Origin of the sequence: Halomonas sp. KAO, from assembly GCF_015595025.1 — a bacterium.
Taxonomy (GTDB): Bacteria; Pseudomonadota; Gammaproteobacteria; order Pseudomonadales; family Halomonadaceae; genus Halomonas.
Genome location: NZ_JADNRL010000024.1, coordinates 174,068 through 188,270 on the forward strand (window position 1 = coordinate 174,068; position 14,203 = coordinate 188,270).

Genomic DNA, 14,203 nt, shown 5'->3' on the forward strand with positions numbered 1-14,203 from the left:
TGGTGCTGGCATGTGGCACGCTGATGGGCGGCAGGTAGCCCGGCATAGGCAAGCTATATGCAGCTTAGATATAACAGGACCCGCGCCGTGGCGCGGGTCCTCGTTCTATTGCCAGGTGACGGCGTTTGCCGCCCCGGACATCAGCTCTGGGCGGTCCAGGACTGGCACCAGCCCGCCGGCTCGACGCTGTTCTGGGGAAACAGCTGACAGCCCTGGCTGTCGGCCTGGAAGAACATGCAGTTACTGCACTTTTCGCCTTCCTCATAGGCCGGATGGTCGGCAGCCTCGCTAGCGTCCTTGACGTAGTTGAGCGCCTGTGCCTGCTCGCTGGAGGGGTCCAGCGGCGGCAGGTCCTGGGCAAAGGCGCGGCTGGAGAGGATGCCGGCTCCCAAGGGGAGGGCGGCCATGCCCATCAGGCTATGGCGCATGAAGTCACGACGGCTGTGGTTAGCCATGGAATCTCCTTATATCACGTTGCCAGACACGGACGGGCCTGAGCCCGCTATTCTCGGGTGGTGTTCCACCTCTAGTCGTCCGACAGTCGACTGTCGGCAGGGTTCGCTTCGTTATCATAGTCAAGGCGCCCCCGGTATGCGAACGGTGCGCTGCGACGACTTGTCGCGTCGCCAGGAGCGCCAATCAGAGGGTGATGCTTCACGCTCTCCGGAGCTGGTATACTCGATCCGAGAACCCGGGCAGTCTCGACGGCTGCCCGCCGCCCATCTCCGCCCGCGGGGCGACATCCGGAGAGAGCCCGATGCAGAATGCCGTGATCCTGATCAACACCGAGAAGGGGCAGGTCAAGTCGGTGGCCGAGCGCCTGGCCGACGTCGAAGGGGTCAGTGAGGTCTACTCCACCTGTGGCCGCTATGATCTGGTGGCCATCGCGCGCACGCGTGACTTCGAGAGCCTGGCCGAGCTGGTGACCGGGCGCCTCAATGCCGTGGAGGGGATCCGTGAGACGGAGACGCTCAACGCCATGCAGGTACACTCCCGTCACGACCTGGAGACCATGTTCTCGCTGGGCTGGTAGTCACCGGGGGCAGTGGTGGATCTGGCGACAAGCCCCGGAACGCCGGACCGACGAGGGTGTGCTATGAACCCCTCCCAGGGCGCTACCGACGCCTTCCCTGGCGTAGGATCCCCTCTTTGGCTTATCCCCGGCGCCCCTTGGTTCGGTAATTGCGATAGCCCTGCGTCACTCACTTCATCAACGGGGAAGCCTTTCACGGATGAGTCGTTTCGGTCCGTTGCGCCGTGGCCGCCCGCTGCGGCGTTTTGCCGTCAGTCTGCTGTTTGTAGTCGTGGGGGGCGGTCTGTGGCACTTCCAGGAGCGTGAGTTACGCGACTCGCTGGTGTGGATGGGGGTGCCCGAGTGGCAGGAGCCGTCACTCACCGGCTTTCATCGCGTGCTGCGCAACGATGGCTTCCTGGTCGGCTGGTCCGACCTGCGGGTCAATCCGCTGTGGGTCAGCTATCGGCTTCAGGCGGTCGAGAGCCCCGAGTCGGGGCCGCGTCCGGCATTTCGCCGGGACTGGCGTACCCTGTGGCCGATCGGCACCGACCACTACGCCGGCAGCGGCTTCGATCGTGGGCACCTGGCACCCAACTACGCGATTGCCGTGGTGCATGGTCGCGATGCCCAGCACGACACCTTCTACATGAGCAACATGACGCCCCAGCGGCCCGATCTCAACCGCCGGCTCTGGCAGCGACTGGAAGAGGTGGTGATGGATCATTTCGTGCCGCGATTCGGTGCGGTGCAGGTCATTACCGGGCCGATCTTCCCCGAACGCTTCCTCGATAACGTGCTCAATCGGGTCGGCTTCGTGGAGGTCCCCGCGGCCTTCTACAAGATTGTCGTGGTACCCGGCGAAAGGCCCCGGGCCCTGGCCTTCGTCATGCCCCAGGGGGTTCGTGGCGACGAGTCATTGAGCGACTATCTGGTAAGCATCGACGCCATCGAGGCGCGAACCGGGCTCGACTTCTTTCCCAGGCTCCCCGAGTCGTCAGCGGAAGTGCTGGAGGGGCGGGTCGATGCCCGTGGCTGGGGGCTGGAGGAGGTGGCAAACCGCCCCGGGCGCTTCGAATAGCGTGTTGTATAGATACAAAAAAACCGCGATCCAGTGTCGCGGTTTCTCGATGATCTTGCCTGCTCTAACCTGCATGACGCGAAGTGAATGGTGCCCAGGAGAGGACTTGAACCTCCACATCCGTAAGGATACTAGCACCTGAAGCTAGCGCGTCTACCAATTCCGCCACCTGGGCGCATCATGCATCTCGTCGTGTTCGGGCTTCCCGAAGGATGGTGCCCAGGAGAGGACTTGAACCTCCACGTCCGTAAGGACACTAGCACCTGAAGCTAGCGCGTCTACCAATTCCGCCACCTGGGCGAACACGAGCGAGTCGAACTGTATAAAGAGCAATGGTGCCCAGAAGAGGACTTGAACCTCCACGTCCGTAAGGACACTAGCACCTGAAGCTAGCGCGTCTACCAATTCCGCCATCTGGGCAAGCGACGCGTATGTTACCCGAATTGTGTCGGTTTGCAAGAGGAACGAGGGGGCTGCGGCAATTTTTTCCCACACAGCCCGGTTCATCAAGGTTGGGTGACCGCGCCTGCGGCGCTATACTGCGGCCATGATCAATGAACCCCTAAGTAATACCCCGCTCCCGCGGCGCCCGAGCGCCAGCTTACTCATGTCGTCCCCGACCCTGCCAAGGATGCACCGCGCATGACTCACTGGACGCTCAGCGACGATCCGCATGCGGAACGTGAAGCCCACAAGTATGACAAGCCAGCCCCCAGCCGCGAGTATCTGCTCGCCCGCCTGGAGGAGGCCGGCAAGCCGCTTACTCACGAGAAGATGAGCCAGCTGCTCGGCCTCGAGGATGAGGAGCTGCAGGAGGCGGTGCGCCGCCGGCTGGCGGCCATGGAGCGCGATGGCCAGGTGCTGCGCAACCGGGCGCGAGCCTACGCGCTGATCGACAAGCTCGACCTGATCAAGGGCAAGGTGCTGGGTCACCGCGACGGCTTCGGTTTCGTGCTGCGTGACGACGGCAAGAAGCCCGACCTGATGCTGCCGCCGCGGCAGATGCGCCGAGTCTTCCATGGCGATCAGGTGCTGGTGCGCATCAGCGGCCGCGATCGGCGCGGTCGCGACGAGGCCACCATCGCCGAGGTGCTGGCCCGCAATACCCAGTCCATCGTCGGTGTCTACCGCGAGAACACCCCCGAGTTCGGCGTGTTGATCCCCGAGAATCCGCGTATCACCCAGGAGGTGATCATCCCGCACAGCGCCTGCGGTGGGGCGAAGGATGGTCAGGTGGTGTCGGCGCATATCGTCAAGCAGCCCGAGACGCGGGTGCAGCCGGTCGGTGAGGTGGTCGAGGTGCTGGGTGAGCGCATGGATCCCGGCATGGAGATCGATATCGCCATTCGCAGCTACGAGATTCCCGCCGAATTTCCGCCGGAGGTCCACGACCAGATCGCCAGCATGTCCGCCGAGGTTGCCGAGGAGGACAAGCAGAGCCGTATCGATCTGCGTGACGTGCCGCTGGTGACCATCGATGACGAGACCGCCAAGGACTTCGATGACGCCGTCTGCGCCTGGAAGACCAAGTCCGGCAGCTGGAAGCTGCTGGTGGCCATCGCCGACGTCTCCCACTATGTGCGCCCAGGCAGTGCCCTGGACCAGGAGGCGATCCGCCGCGGCAACTCGGTCTACTTCCCGGGGCAGGTCGTGCCGATGCTGCCGGAGCTGCTCTCCAACGGTCTCTGTTCGCTCAATCCCGCGGTCGACCGCCTCGCCCTGGTCTGCGAGATGAATATCTCCCAGAGTGGCGCCATCAGTCGTTACCGCTTCTACGAGGCGGTGTTCCAGTCCCATGCGCGCCTGACCTACAACAAGGTGGCGGCGATCCTCGATGATGAGGGGCAGGAGGGTGAGGCCCTGCGCGAGGAGTACCGCGAGCTGGTGCCGTCGCTGAAGAACCTGCATGCCCTCTACCGGCTGCTGCGCGAGGCGCGGGTGGAGCGAGGGGCCATCGACTTCGAGACCACCGAGACGGCCATCGTCTTCAATGACGAGCGCAAGATCGAGAAGATCGTGCCGCGCTCGCGCAACGATGCCCACAAGATCATCGAGGAGTGCATGCTGGCGGCCAATGTGGCCACGGCGCGCTTCCTCGACAAGCATGATCTGCCGGCCCTCTATCGTATCCACGAGCAGCCCTCGCCGGAGCGTCTCGACAAGCTGCGCCTGTTTCTCAGCGAGCTTGGCCTGACCCTGGGCGGCGGCGATGACCCGAGCCCGCAGGACTACCGCGACCTGGCCGAGGCCATCAAGGGGCGCCCCGACGCCGATGTCATCCAGACGGTGATGCTGCGCTCCATGAGCCGGGCGATCTACTCACCCCAGAACGATGGGCACTTCGGCCTGGCCTATCCGGCCTATGCTCACTTCACCTCGCCGATCCGTCGCTACCCGGACCTGATCGTGCACCGTGCCATTCGCTCGGTGATCCGCGGGCCGCGCCAGACCAACACCGTGCTGCGGGCCGAGGGGGCCCCGGTGGAACCGCCCAGCAAGTGGGCGCCCTATACCTTCGAGCAGATGCTCGAGCTCGGCGAGCACTGCTCGATGACCGAGCGTCGCGCCGATGACGCCACACGCGACGTCGAGGACTGGCTCAAGTGCGAGTTCATGTCCGACAAGCTCGGCGAGATCTTCGATGGCACCATCGCGTCGGTGACCCAGTTCGGCATCTTCGTGCGGCTCGATGAGGTCTATGTCGAGGGGCTGGTGCATGTCACCTCGCTGCCTTCGGACTACTACCGCTACGAGCCTGAGAAGCACCGTCTCAAGGGTGAGCGCAGTGGCATGAGCTACCGTCTCGGCGACGGTGTCACCGTGCAGGTGGCTCGCGTCGACCTGGATGATCGCAAGATCGATTTCGCCCTGGCCGATGAGCAGCCGCGTCCCAAGCGGGCGCCGCGCCGTCGCCGTGCGGTAGACGATGCCCCCGCCAAGGGTCGCGCCAGCGCCGGCGGCAAGCCACCGAAGGCCGAGGCCTCGCCTGGCGAGACCACCGGCAAGGGTGGCGAATCCGCCAGAAGCGACAGGTCCGACAAGGGCGATGGCCGCAAGCGCAGCGGCAACCGTCGGCGCCGTTCGCGGCGCTGAATCCCGTGGCGGACCTTCGGGTCCGCCGTGTGACCCGCAATGAAGCGAGAGACATGAAGCAGAAGCGATCCCAGCGGCCCGCCGCTGGCAAGCCGGCGACGCCCGGTGGCCTGGAGGCGGTATTCGGCGTGCATGCCGTGCGTGCGCTGATCGAGCGTGGTGAAATACCCCGCGAGCTATGGGTGCAGCAGGGCGGCGCGGAGGCGCGTCTCGCCGAGCTGGTAGAGACCGCTCGGCGTGGCGGTGCCCGCATCCAGTCACGTCCGCGTGACGAGCTGGACCGCCTGGCCCAGGGGGCCGCCCACCAGGGCATCGTGGCCTTCACCACGCCGCTGGCGTTCGAGGCCGAGAATGCGCTGTGGTTCCGTCTGGAGGCGTGGCCCCATGCGACGCCCCCGCTGCTGCTGGTGCTCGATGGCATCACCGACGTGCACAACTTCGGCGCCTGCCTGCGCAGCGCCGATGCCGCCGGGGTGCATGGGGTGATCGTGCCCAAGGACAAGGCCGCACCGCTCAATGCCACGGTGCGCAAGGTAGCCTGTGGGGCCGCCGAGAGCGTGCCGGTCTACCAGGTCACCAATCTCGCCCGCGCCCTGGCCAGGCTCAAGTCGCTGGGCGTCTGGGTGACCGGTACCGCCGGTGAGGCGGAGTCGCTGGTATTCGAGGTCGACCTGACCGGGGCCACGGCACTGGTCATGGGGGCCGAGGGCAAGGGCATGCGCCGCCTGACGCGCGAGGCCTGCGATCAGCTGGTCAAGCTGCCCATGGCCGGTACGGTATCCAGTCTCAATGTCTCGGTTGCCACCGGGATCAGCCTCTTCGAGGTGGTCCGTCAGCGCCGCCAGGCTTCGCCTGGAGCCGTAAGCCTTAAGCCATAAGTGCTAAGCCCCGGGTGCCGACTCGAGTGCCGGAAGCGACAAGCCGATTCCCCGCTTGCGCGCGAGGCGCGTACTCTTTAGAATGCTTGCGCCCGTTCGTCCATCGAGCGGGCATTCGTGTTTTTTCTATCACCTCCTTGCTTCCCCGGAGCCAAGACCTCCCGAGGAAGCTGCCAAACCGCAAGGAGATCCCATGCGTCATTATGAAATCGTGTTCATGGTCCATCCGGACCAGAGCGAGCAGGTTCCGGCCATGGTCGAGCGCTACACCGGCCTCGTTACCGAGAACGGCGGCACCGTGCATCGCCTGGAGGATTGGGGCCGTCGTCACCTGGCCTACCCGATCAACAAGATCCACAAGGCTCACTACGTGCTGATGAACGTCGAGTGCAGCGGCGAGACCCTCGACGAGATCGAGAACATCTTCCGCTTCAACGATGCCATCATCCGTAGCCTGGTGGTGCGCTGCAACGAAGCCATCACCGAGGCCTCGCCGATGATGAAGCCGGTGGAAGAGAAGCGCGCACGTCGCGACGAGAAGCCTCGCGACGAGAAGCCTCGCGCCGAGTCCGCCTGATACCCCCCATCGCACGTCTGAAGGAGTCTTTACATGGCACGCTTTTTCCGTCGCCGCAAGTTCTGCCGTTTCACCGCCGAGGGCGTGAAGCAGATCGACTACAAGGATCTGGACACCCTCAAGGCCTACATCACCGAGACCGGCAAGATCGTTCCCAGCCGCATCACCGGTACCAAGGCCCGCTACCAGCGTCAGCTGGCGACCGCCGTCAAGCGCTCGCGCTACCTGGCACTGCTGCCCTACTCCGATAGCCACCAGTAAGCCAGCGGCAAGATGCTGACGATCGCCCGCTGGGTGATGCGCGGCACGCCCCACGCCATCGGCGGGGCCGTCGTGGCCACCCTGATTCCCTGGCTGTTCTGGCTGGGGGCCGCCATCGCGGCCCTGGTCACCCTGCGTCGAGGCCTCTCCCCGGCGCTACCGGTGATCGTGGCTGCCGCCGTGCCTTCGGGCTGGTGGTGGGTGCAGGGGGATGTCATCCCCCTGGCCAGCGTGCTGCTGGTGACCCTGATGGCGGTGGTGCTGCGCTCTCGCCTGCGCTGGAGCGAGGCGCTGATCGCCGGTGCCCTGGCTGGCGCGGTGATGATCCAGCTGGGGATCTTCCTGCCGCCCGGTGGCACCGGGGAGCTGCTCGACCAGCTGCGTCAGGCCTCTCCCGAGGTGGGACGCCTGCTCAACGAGCTGGGCAGTCAGGGGCTCGATACCGAGCAGCTGGCGGGATTGCTGATCGGTGGCGTCACCGGGCTTATCGTGCTGATCGCCGCCGTGGGCTGCCTGGCCCTGGCGCGTAGCTGGCAGGCGGGGCTCTACAACCCCGGTGGATTCCGCGAGGAGTTCCACGCCCTGCGCCTGAGGCCCGCCGAACTGGCTATGCTGGTGGCGCTCGGCGTGATCGGTGCCGTGCTGGGGCTGCCCGGCCTGGGCATGCTGCTGTGGGTACCGCTGCTGGTCGCCGGCATCGCCCTGGTGCATGGATTTATCGGATTTAAAGGGATGAACGGGCTGTGGCTGGTCGTCTTCTACCTGCTGCTGATCACTACATGGCCCATGATTCTGATCGTGCTGCTGCTGGCCGCTATCGACGTCTTCGCGGACATTCGCGGGCGCCTGGCCAGCCGTAACTGACAAGAGGTTTACGAGATGGAAGTCATTCTGCTCGACAACATTGGCAAGCTGGGCGGCCTGGGTGACCAGGTGACCGTCAAGCCCGGCTACGGCCGCAACTACCTGGTGCCCTACGGTCTCGCCGTGCCGGCCACCAAGGACAACATCGAGGCCTTCGAGGCCCAGCGTGCCGAGCTCGAGGCCCAGGCCACCGAGCGCAAGGCCGAGGCCGAAGAGCGCGCCGCTCAGCTCAACGAGATCGAACTCTCCCTGGTCGCCAAGTCCGGCGATGAAGGCAAGCTGTTCGGCTCCATCGGCCCCCGCGACCTGGCCGACGCCATCGCGTCTGCCGGCATCGATGTGGCCAAGAGCGAAGTGCGCATGCCGGAAGGTCCGATCCGTGCCGTCGGCGAGTACGACATTCAGCTGCGCCTGCATGCCGAAGTCGAAGCCACCGTGCGTGTGGTGGTAGTGGCCGAGTAAGTTCAGACGGCCGCCACCGACGAGGGGCGCGAGGAGAGATCCTCGCGCCCCTCGTCGCGTTGGGGGGAAGAGTCATGGGGCGCGCTGCCTGTCTGGGGTAGAATGGCGTCCCCGCAATGCCCAGGGTGAAGACCGCCATGTCAGAGATGCTCGAGCACGACCAGGAAACCGCCGCCCTCAAGGTGCCGCCCCACTCGCTGGAGGCGGAGCAGTCGGTGCTGGGCGGGCTGATGCTCGATAACCAGGCCTGGGACAATGTCGCCGACCGCCTGGTGGCCGACGACTTCTACCGTTACGAACATCGTCTGATCTTCAATGTCATGGCCGAGCTGGCCGAGTCGGCGCGGCCGCTGGACGTGGTGACGCTCTCCGAGGCGCTAGAGGGGCGCGACCAGCTCGATACCGTGGGCGGCCTGGCGACGCTGGCGGAGCTGGCCCGCAACACGCCATCGGCCAGCAATATCCGCGCCTATGCCGATATCGTTCGCGAGCGGGCCACCCTGCGCAAGTTGATCCGTGCCGCCAGCCAGATCGCCGATGGCGCCTTCAGCCCTCAGGGGAGACCGGCGAATGAGCTGGTCGACGAGGCCGAGCGCCTGGTCTTCCAGATCAGCGAGGAGCGGCCCAAGTCGGGTGGCCCCATCGGCATGAGCGAGCTGCTCGCCAAGGCGGTGGACCGCATCGACGAGCTGTTCAACATGCAGGGCGAGATGACCGGACTCTCCACCGGCTTTCGTGACCTCGACGAGATGACCTCGGGCCTGCAGCCCTCGGACCTGGTGATCATTGCCGGGCGCCCCTCCATGGGCAAGACGACCTTCGCCATGAATCTGGTGGAGCATGCGGTCATCTCCAGCGAGAAGCCGGTGATGGTGTTCTCCATGGAGATGCCCGCCGATGCCCTGATGCTGCGCATGCTCTCCTCGCTGGGGCGCATCGACCAGACTCGGGTGCGGACGGGCCAGCTGGAGGACGAGGACTGGCCGCGCCTGACCTCGGCGGTCAACCTGCTCAAGGACAAGCAGCTGTTCATCGATGATACCGCGGCGCTGTCACCCAACGAGATGCGTTCGCGTATTCGGCGTGTGGTCCGGGAGCATGGCAATGTCGGGCTGGTGATGATCGACTACCTGCAGCTGATGCAGATCCCCGGCTTCTCCGAGAACCGCACCGGCGAGATCTCCGAGATCTCCCGCTCGCTCAAGGGGCTGGCCAAGGAGTTCGGCTGTCCGGTGGTGGCCCTCTCCCAGCTCAACCGCTCCCTCGAGCAGCGACCCAACAAGCGCCCGGTGATGTCGGACCTTCGCGAGAGTGGCGCCATCGAGCAGGATGCCGACGTGATCGCCTTCGTCTATCGCGACGAGGTCTATAATCCTGACAACCCCGACAATCAGGGTCTCGCCGAGTTGATCATCGGCAAGCAGCGTAACGGTCCCATCGGCACGGTACATATGGCATTTATCGGCCGCTACACCCGCTTCGAAGACCTGGCGCCGGACAGCTATGGCGATGGCTTCGGCGAGTAGGCCTCGCCTCTCGACTTGAGCCGGGACGAGGGGCCCGTATAATGCCCACCCTTTCAGTTAGCATAGCCAGGAGGCAGCATGGCAGGCGGATTTCGGCGCGGTAATCGACAGCGTGCACCCAAGCTGGAGGCGCGCGGCGAGCTTCAGTCCGTGGAGCGCGAAGGCCCGTTCAAGGAGTGGCTGGGCATGCCCGACCTCTACCGCTACCAGCTGGTAGTGGAGGGCGAGACCTACAGCTACCAGACCGAGGATGCCGAGCTTCCGGTGGTCGTCGGTGATAGAGTGGTATTTCGCTACAAGGAGACCAAGGCCGGCAAGTGGGTCGACCGAAACTCCCTGGGCAAGGCGATTGATCCCTCAGATTATCAATAGCTTGCGGAACTCGCCAGGGATGCCGGTGTCATATCTTTGACATGCGGTCGTCACCCCGGTGTCATCCGTGGGTGTCAGGCTGCCAGGAACTTCAACGATAAAATACCTGGAGGGATCCATGGAATTTCACGAGTTAAAGGCCTTCGCGGCCCATCACGACAACTACGAGATTCGCGTCATCGGCCATGCCGGCAGCCGCTTCTACCAAGTGGAGCTGGAGGATATCGAGGGGCAGCGTCATATGCTGACCCGTAAGGGCAAGCCGGTGCTCTTCCGCTCGCTGGAAGATGTCTACGTGGAGCTCAAGCGTGCCGGTATCCACCGCGCCCACCTGGTGCAGCAGGTGCCCCACGATGAGGTGATCGGTCGCGAGACTCACTATCAGGAGCCGCTGACCTCACGCATGCCGCTGGTGTTCTGAGCCGCCCTCGCAAGCAGGGCCACGCGTCACTCCTTCTCCCGCCGTTCCAGCCAGCGCCCCAGATGCAGGCGGCGGCGGGCAAACCAGTGGTACCCCGCATCCGTCAGCCTGCCGATCCCTGGCAGGGTGCTTATCCAGACCCGCCGTCGATAGCCCAGCACCGCGTAGAGGGCACGGCTGGCGTCCATTCCCACGAACCAGCGACCGTTAGCGTCGCGCAGGTGCAGTCGGCCCATCATCGCGGCAACACTGCGGCCGAGCGGCGCGGCATCGAAATTCGCGGCCTGGATATCCACCAGCCTGACGCGCTCGCGGCGCGGGTGACGCGCCAGCCAGGCGACCTCCCGCTGGCACAGCGGGCAGTGGCCATCATGGAAGAGGGTCACCGGGGCGCGGGCAGCGAGGGTGGCGTGTCGGGTCATCTCGGAGTCTCCTCGGCGCCAGCATAGCCCGCCCGGTGTTCGCCCTGACCATGGTCGTGTGAATTGGCGGGCGCGGCATCGAGCTGCTCGAGGAAGGCGCCGGCTTGATCGCGCATGGCGTTGCGCTTCTCCTCACTCATGCGCGACAGGCTGCCGTAGATCAGCTTCATGCGCGGATTGGTGCTCAGGGTCTCGGCGTGGCGCTCCAGAAAGTCCCAGTAGAGGCTGTTGAACGGGCAGGCGTCGGGACCCGTCGCCCGCTTGGGGTCGAAACGGCAGTGCCGGCAGTGATCCGACATGCGATCGATATACTTGCCCGAGGCGCAGTAGGGCTTCGAGCCCATCAGCCCGCCATCGGCGTGCAGCACCATGCCCAGGGTGTTGGGCAGCTCCACCCACTCGCAGGCGTCGGCGTAGACCGCCAGATACCAGTCGCAGAGCGCCTCGGGTGCCACATCGCAGAGCAGGGCGAAGTTGCCCGTCACCATCAACCGCTGGATATGGTGGGCATAGGCGTTATCGCGGGTCATCTCGATGGCGCGGCGCAGGCAGCGCATCTCGGTCTCGCCGTCCCAGAAGAAGCTCGGCAGGCCACGCCGGGCGCCCAGGGCGTTGCCGCGCTTGTAGTCGGGCATGCGGGTCCAGTAGAGCCCGCGGACATATTCGCGCCAGCCCAGCACCTGGCGGATGAAGCCCTCCACCGAATTGAGTGGCGCTCGCCCCTCGTGGTATTCGCGCTCGGCGGCTTCGCACACCTCCCGGGGGGAGAGCAGCCCCAGGTTGAGCGCCGCCGAGAGTCGCGAATGGAACAGGAAGGGCTCACTGTCGCTGATGGCATCCTGGTAGCGACCGAAGGCGGGCAGCAGGTGCTCGATGAAATGGCGCAGGTCGACCAGCGCCTGGCGCCGCGTCACCGGCCAGTGGAAGCCCTCGAGGCTGCCGAAGTGGTCGCCGAAGTGTTCCGCCACCAGGGCGATCACCGCGCGAGTGGTGGCGTCATGGCGATGACGGGGCGGCGCGGGCACCGAGAGCCCAGCCGGCAGCGGCTCGCGGTTGTCGTGGTCGAGGTTCCAGCGGCCGCCGGCGGGCCCGTCGCCCTCCATCAGCAGGCCGCTGCGGCGCCGTTGCTCCCGGTAGAAGTACTCCATGCGCAGCGACTCGCGGCCGCCTGCCCAGGCCGCGAAGTCATCCGGGGTGGTATAGAAGCGGTCGTCCTCGAGGAGTCGCCAGGGCAGGGCGGCGCGCTCACGCTCGCGCATCGCCTGCCACAGCCGCCACTCCCCGGGGCGCACGGCCCGGATCTCGTCGCAGGCGTGGAGTGCGGCCAGGCGCTGTGCCTCCGTCATCAGCTCCTGGGTATTGTCGGGGTCATCCAGGGCGCTGTAGTGCACCCGGTAGCCGCGCTTGCGTAGTGCCGCGGCGAAGTGGCGCATGGCGGCGAGGATCAGCGCGATCTTCTGGGGGTGGTGTGGCACATAGCGCCCCTCGGCGGAGACCTCGCAGAGCGCCACCACCGCGTTGGCGGGCAAGTCGCGGAGACTGGGAAGCGCCAGGCTGAGCTGGTCGCCGAGCACGAGCACCAGGGGACGGGACATGGCTTGATCTCAGGTTGTACAAATCAGGCTGATAGTACAACCTGATCGCCGCCGCCGCGAGGGGCCTGATACACTAGCCCCGTCTTCATCCACCGTGCGTATCGACCAAGGAGTCACCCCATGACCACCACGATCCAGGATTCGGCCAATCCCGGCATGGACCATCCCGGCTGCGGGCGCCTGGCCCATGCACCGGAGGATCATCCGCCGATTCCTCAGGCCCGGGTCGGGGTGGTGCTGGTCAACCTGGGCACTCCGGATGCCACCGACTACCGGTCCATGCGTCGCTACCTCAACGAATTCCTCTCCGACAAGCGAGTGGTGGACTACCCCAGCTGGAAGTGGCAGCCACTGCTGCAGCTGATCATCCTCTCGCGCCGCCCCTTCAAGTCCGGCGAGGCCTATCGCGGTATCTGGAACACCGAGAAGGATGAGAGCCCGCTGCTGACCATTACCCGGGAGCAGACCCGCAAGGTGGCCGAGGGGCTCGAGGCGCGCCATGGCGACCGGGTGATGGTCGACTTCGCCATGCGCTACGGCAACCCCTCCACCGACAGCGTACTCAGGCGTCTGCAGGCGGCGGGCTGCGAGCGGATTCTGTTTTTCCCGCTCTATCCGCAGTACGCCTCGCCGACCACCGCCACCGCCAATGATCATGCCTTCCGCACCCTGATGAAGCTCAAGTGGCAACCGGCGATTCGCACCGTGCCGGCCTACTTCGAGCACCCGCAGTATATCGAAGCCCTGGCCAACAGCGTGCGCGAGGCCTATGATGCCGCCGAGACGGCACCCGAGGTGCTGGTGGCCTCCTATCATGGCGTGCCCAAGCGTTTCCTGATGGAGGGGGATCCCTACCACTGCCAGTGTCAGAAGACCACGCGGCTGCTGCGCGAGGCGCTAGGCTGGGAGGAGGGGGCCATCCAGACCGCCTTCCAGTCGCAGTTCGGTCCCGAGGAGTGGGTGGGGCCGGCCACCGTGGAGCATGTCGCCGAGCTGGCGCGCCAAGGCAGGAAGCATATTGCCGTGGTGTCGCCGGCCTTCTCCGCCGACTGTGTCGAGACCCTGGAGGAGATCGAGGAGGAGATTCGCGATGCCTTCCTCGAGGCCGGTGGCGAGACCTTCACCTATGTGCCCTGCCTCAACGAACGTGACGACCATATCGGGGCCCTGCTGTCGATCATCGACAACGAGCTGGGAGGCTGGGTCTAGGCCCGCCACCGGCGGGCCGGGGGGAGGCGTCAGTCGTAGCCGCGGTCCGGGTGGGGGACCGGCTTCTCGCCCACCTCCTCGCGGCGCAGCTCGGCCGGCCGGCCGGCGGTCTTGTCCACGTGCTTGAGCTTCTGATGAAGCCCGGTCTTGGCCAGCAGGTGGGCGCTGACCGGCGCGGTGATAAACAGGAAGATGGTGATCAGCACCTCCTGAATCTCCGGTTTCCCCTCGCTTGCCCAGAAGTAGATCATCGAGGCGCCCAGCATGCAGCCGATGCCCAGGGTGGTGGCCTTGGTGGGGCCGTGCAGTCGCATGTAGAAGTCGCGCAGATGGGTCATGCCCAACGAGCCGATAAAGATGAAGGCGCCGCCGGCCACCAGCAGAAAGGAAGCGACTCCCTCGATAAGTAAGTGCAGCGTCATGATGTCTC

The 14,203-nt window shown here is 65.5% G+C and carries 16 protein-coding genes and 3 tRNA genes; 12 read left to right on the top strand and 7 right to left on the bottom strand.

Features of this window, described 5'->3' with window-relative positions:
- Positions 1-140 precede the first annotated feature (140 nt).
- Entirely contained in the window at positions 141-455 is a 315-nt protein-coding gene (locus IOC61_RS11790) for a high-potential iron-sulfur protein (protein ID WP_195688995.1), read from the bottom strand.
- 302 nt (positions 456-757) lie between these two features.
- Between IOC61_RS11790 and IOC61_RS11795 the strand changes: the two genes are divergently transcribed.
- The gene (locus IOC61_RS11795; protein ID WP_132044351.1) at positions 758-1,033 is read left to right on the top strand and encodes an Lrp/AsnC family transcriptional regulator; all 276 of its coding nucleotides are present in this window, start codon (positions 758-760) and stop codon (positions 1,031-1,033) included.
- A 199-nt stretch (positions 1,034-1,232) separates the two neighbouring features.
- A complete protein-coding gene (locus tag IOC61_RS11800) occupies positions 1,233-2,093 on the top strand; it encodes a DNA/RNA non-specific endonuclease (protein ID WP_195688996.1) in 861 nt (286 codons plus the stop codon).
- A gap of 88 nt (positions 2,094-2,181) precedes the next feature.
- On the opposite strand, the gene IOC61_RS11805 is transcribed toward IOC61_RS11800, so the two are convergent.
- From IOC61_RS11805 to IOC61_RS11815, 3 genes are all read right to left on the bottom strand, one after another.
- A tRNA-Leu gene (locus IOC61_RS11805) sits at positions 2,182-2,268 on the bottom strand.
- A 38-nt stretch (positions 2,269-2,306) separates the two neighbouring features.
- Positions 2,307-2,393, bottom strand: a tRNA-Leu gene (locus IOC61_RS11810).
- Positions 2,394-2,426: 33 nt separating this feature from the next.
- Positions 2,427-2,513 (bottom strand) — tRNA-Leu (locus IOC61_RS11815).
- Between the two features lie 222 nt (positions 2,514-2,735).
- Here IOC61_RS11815 and rnr point away from each other — a divergent pair.
- The 9 genes from rnr (at position 2,736) to IOC61_RS11860 (ending at position 10,547) form a co-directional block, all read left to right on the top strand.
- Complete coding sequence (gene rnr, locus IOC61_RS11820) at positions 2,736-5,186, top strand: ribonuclease R (RefSeq protein WP_195688997.1); 2,451 nt, start codon at positions 2,736-2,738, stop codon at positions 5,184-5,186.
- 53 nt (positions 5,187-5,239) lie between these two features.
- The gene (gene rlmB, locus IOC61_RS11825; RefSeq protein ID WP_195688998.1) at positions 5,240-6,064 is read left to right on the top strand and encodes a 23S rRNA (guanosine(2251)-2'-O)-methyltransferase RlmB; all 825 of its coding nucleotides are present in this window, start codon (positions 5,240-5,242) and stop codon (positions 6,062-6,064) included.
- A gap of 193 nt (positions 6,065-6,257) precedes the next feature.
- Positions 6,258-6,641: a 30S ribosomal protein S6 gene (gene rpsF, locus IOC61_RS11830; RefSeq protein WP_132044296.1), complete on the top strand. Its 384-nt coding sequence runs from the start codon at positions 6,258-6,260 to the stop codon at positions 6,639-6,641.
- Positions 6,642-6,674: 33 nt separating this feature from the next.
- The gene (gene rpsR, locus IOC61_RS11835; protein ID WP_027960188.1) at positions 6,675-6,902 is read left to right on the top strand and encodes a 30S ribosomal protein S18; all 228 of its coding nucleotides are present in this window, start codon (positions 6,675-6,677) and stop codon (positions 6,900-6,902) included.
- A 12-nt stretch (positions 6,903-6,914) separates the two neighbouring features.
- Entirely contained in the window at positions 6,915-7,766 is an 852-nt protein-coding gene (locus IOC61_RS11840; RefSeq protein WP_195688999.1) for a hypothetical protein, read from the top strand.
- A gap of 15 nt (positions 7,767-7,781) precedes the next feature.
- Positions 7,782-8,228 (top strand): 50S ribosomal protein L9, encoded by a 447-nt coding sequence (gene rplI, locus IOC61_RS11845; RefSeq protein WP_195689000.1) that lies wholly within the window; start codon positions 7,782-7,784, stop codon positions 8,226-8,228.
- 137 nt (positions 8,229-8,365) lie between these two features.
- A complete protein-coding gene (gene dnaB, locus IOC61_RS11850) occupies positions 8,366-9,754 on the top strand; it encodes a replicative DNA helicase (RefSeq protein ID WP_161423798.1) in 1,389 nt (462 codons plus the stop codon).
- Between the two features lie 78 nt (positions 9,755-9,832).
- Positions 9,833-10,126 carry a hypothetical protein gene (locus IOC61_RS11855; protein ID WP_132044288.1) on the top strand — a complete coding sequence of 98 codons (294 nt, stop codon included), beginning with the start codon at positions 9,833-9,835 and terminating at the stop codon, positions 10,124-10,126.
- 118 nt (positions 10,127-10,244) lie between these two features.
- Complete coding sequence (locus IOC61_RS11860; RefSeq protein ID WP_195689001.1) at positions 10,245-10,547, top strand: DUF6482 family protein; 303 nt, start codon at positions 10,245-10,247, stop codon at positions 10,545-10,547.
- Positions 10,548-10,573: 26 nt separating this feature from the next.
- On the opposite strand, the gene IOC61_RS11865 is transcribed toward IOC61_RS11860, so the two are convergent.
- Together IOC61_RS11865 and IOC61_RS11870 are read right to left on the bottom strand one after the other, a co-directional pair.
- On the bottom strand, positions 10,574-10,969 hold the full coding sequence (locus tag IOC61_RS11865) for a thiol-disulfide oxidoreductase DCC family protein (protein ID WP_195689002.1): 396 nt from the start codon (positions 10,967-10,969) through the stop codon (positions 10,574-10,576).
- Positions 10,966-12,564 (bottom strand): cryptochrome/photolyase family protein, encoded by a 1,599-nt coding sequence (locus tag IOC61_RS11870; RefSeq protein WP_195689003.1) that lies wholly within the window; start codon positions 12,562-12,564, stop codon positions 10,966-10,968. Before IOC61_RS11870 ends, IOC61_RS11865 begins: the two co-directional genes overlap by 4 nt.
- Before the next feature lie 120 nt (positions 12,565-12,684).
- On the opposite strand from IOC61_RS11870, the gene hemH reads away from it, so the two are divergent.
- Positions 12,685-13,773, top strand: coding sequence for a ferrochelatase (hemH, locus tag IOC61_RS11875; protein WP_229333101.1), 1,089 nt, complete (start codon positions 12,685-12,687; stop codon positions 13,771-13,773).
- 29 nt (positions 13,774-13,802) lie between these two features.
- Here the strand turns inward: hemH and IOC61_RS11880 are convergent, their stop codons facing one another.
- Positions 13,803-14,195, bottom strand: coding sequence for a Na+/H+ antiporter subunit G (locus tag IOC61_RS11880; protein ID WP_195689004.1), 393 nt, complete (start codon positions 14,193-14,195; stop codon positions 13,803-13,805).
- Positions 14,196-14,203: the final 8 nt, after the last annotated feature.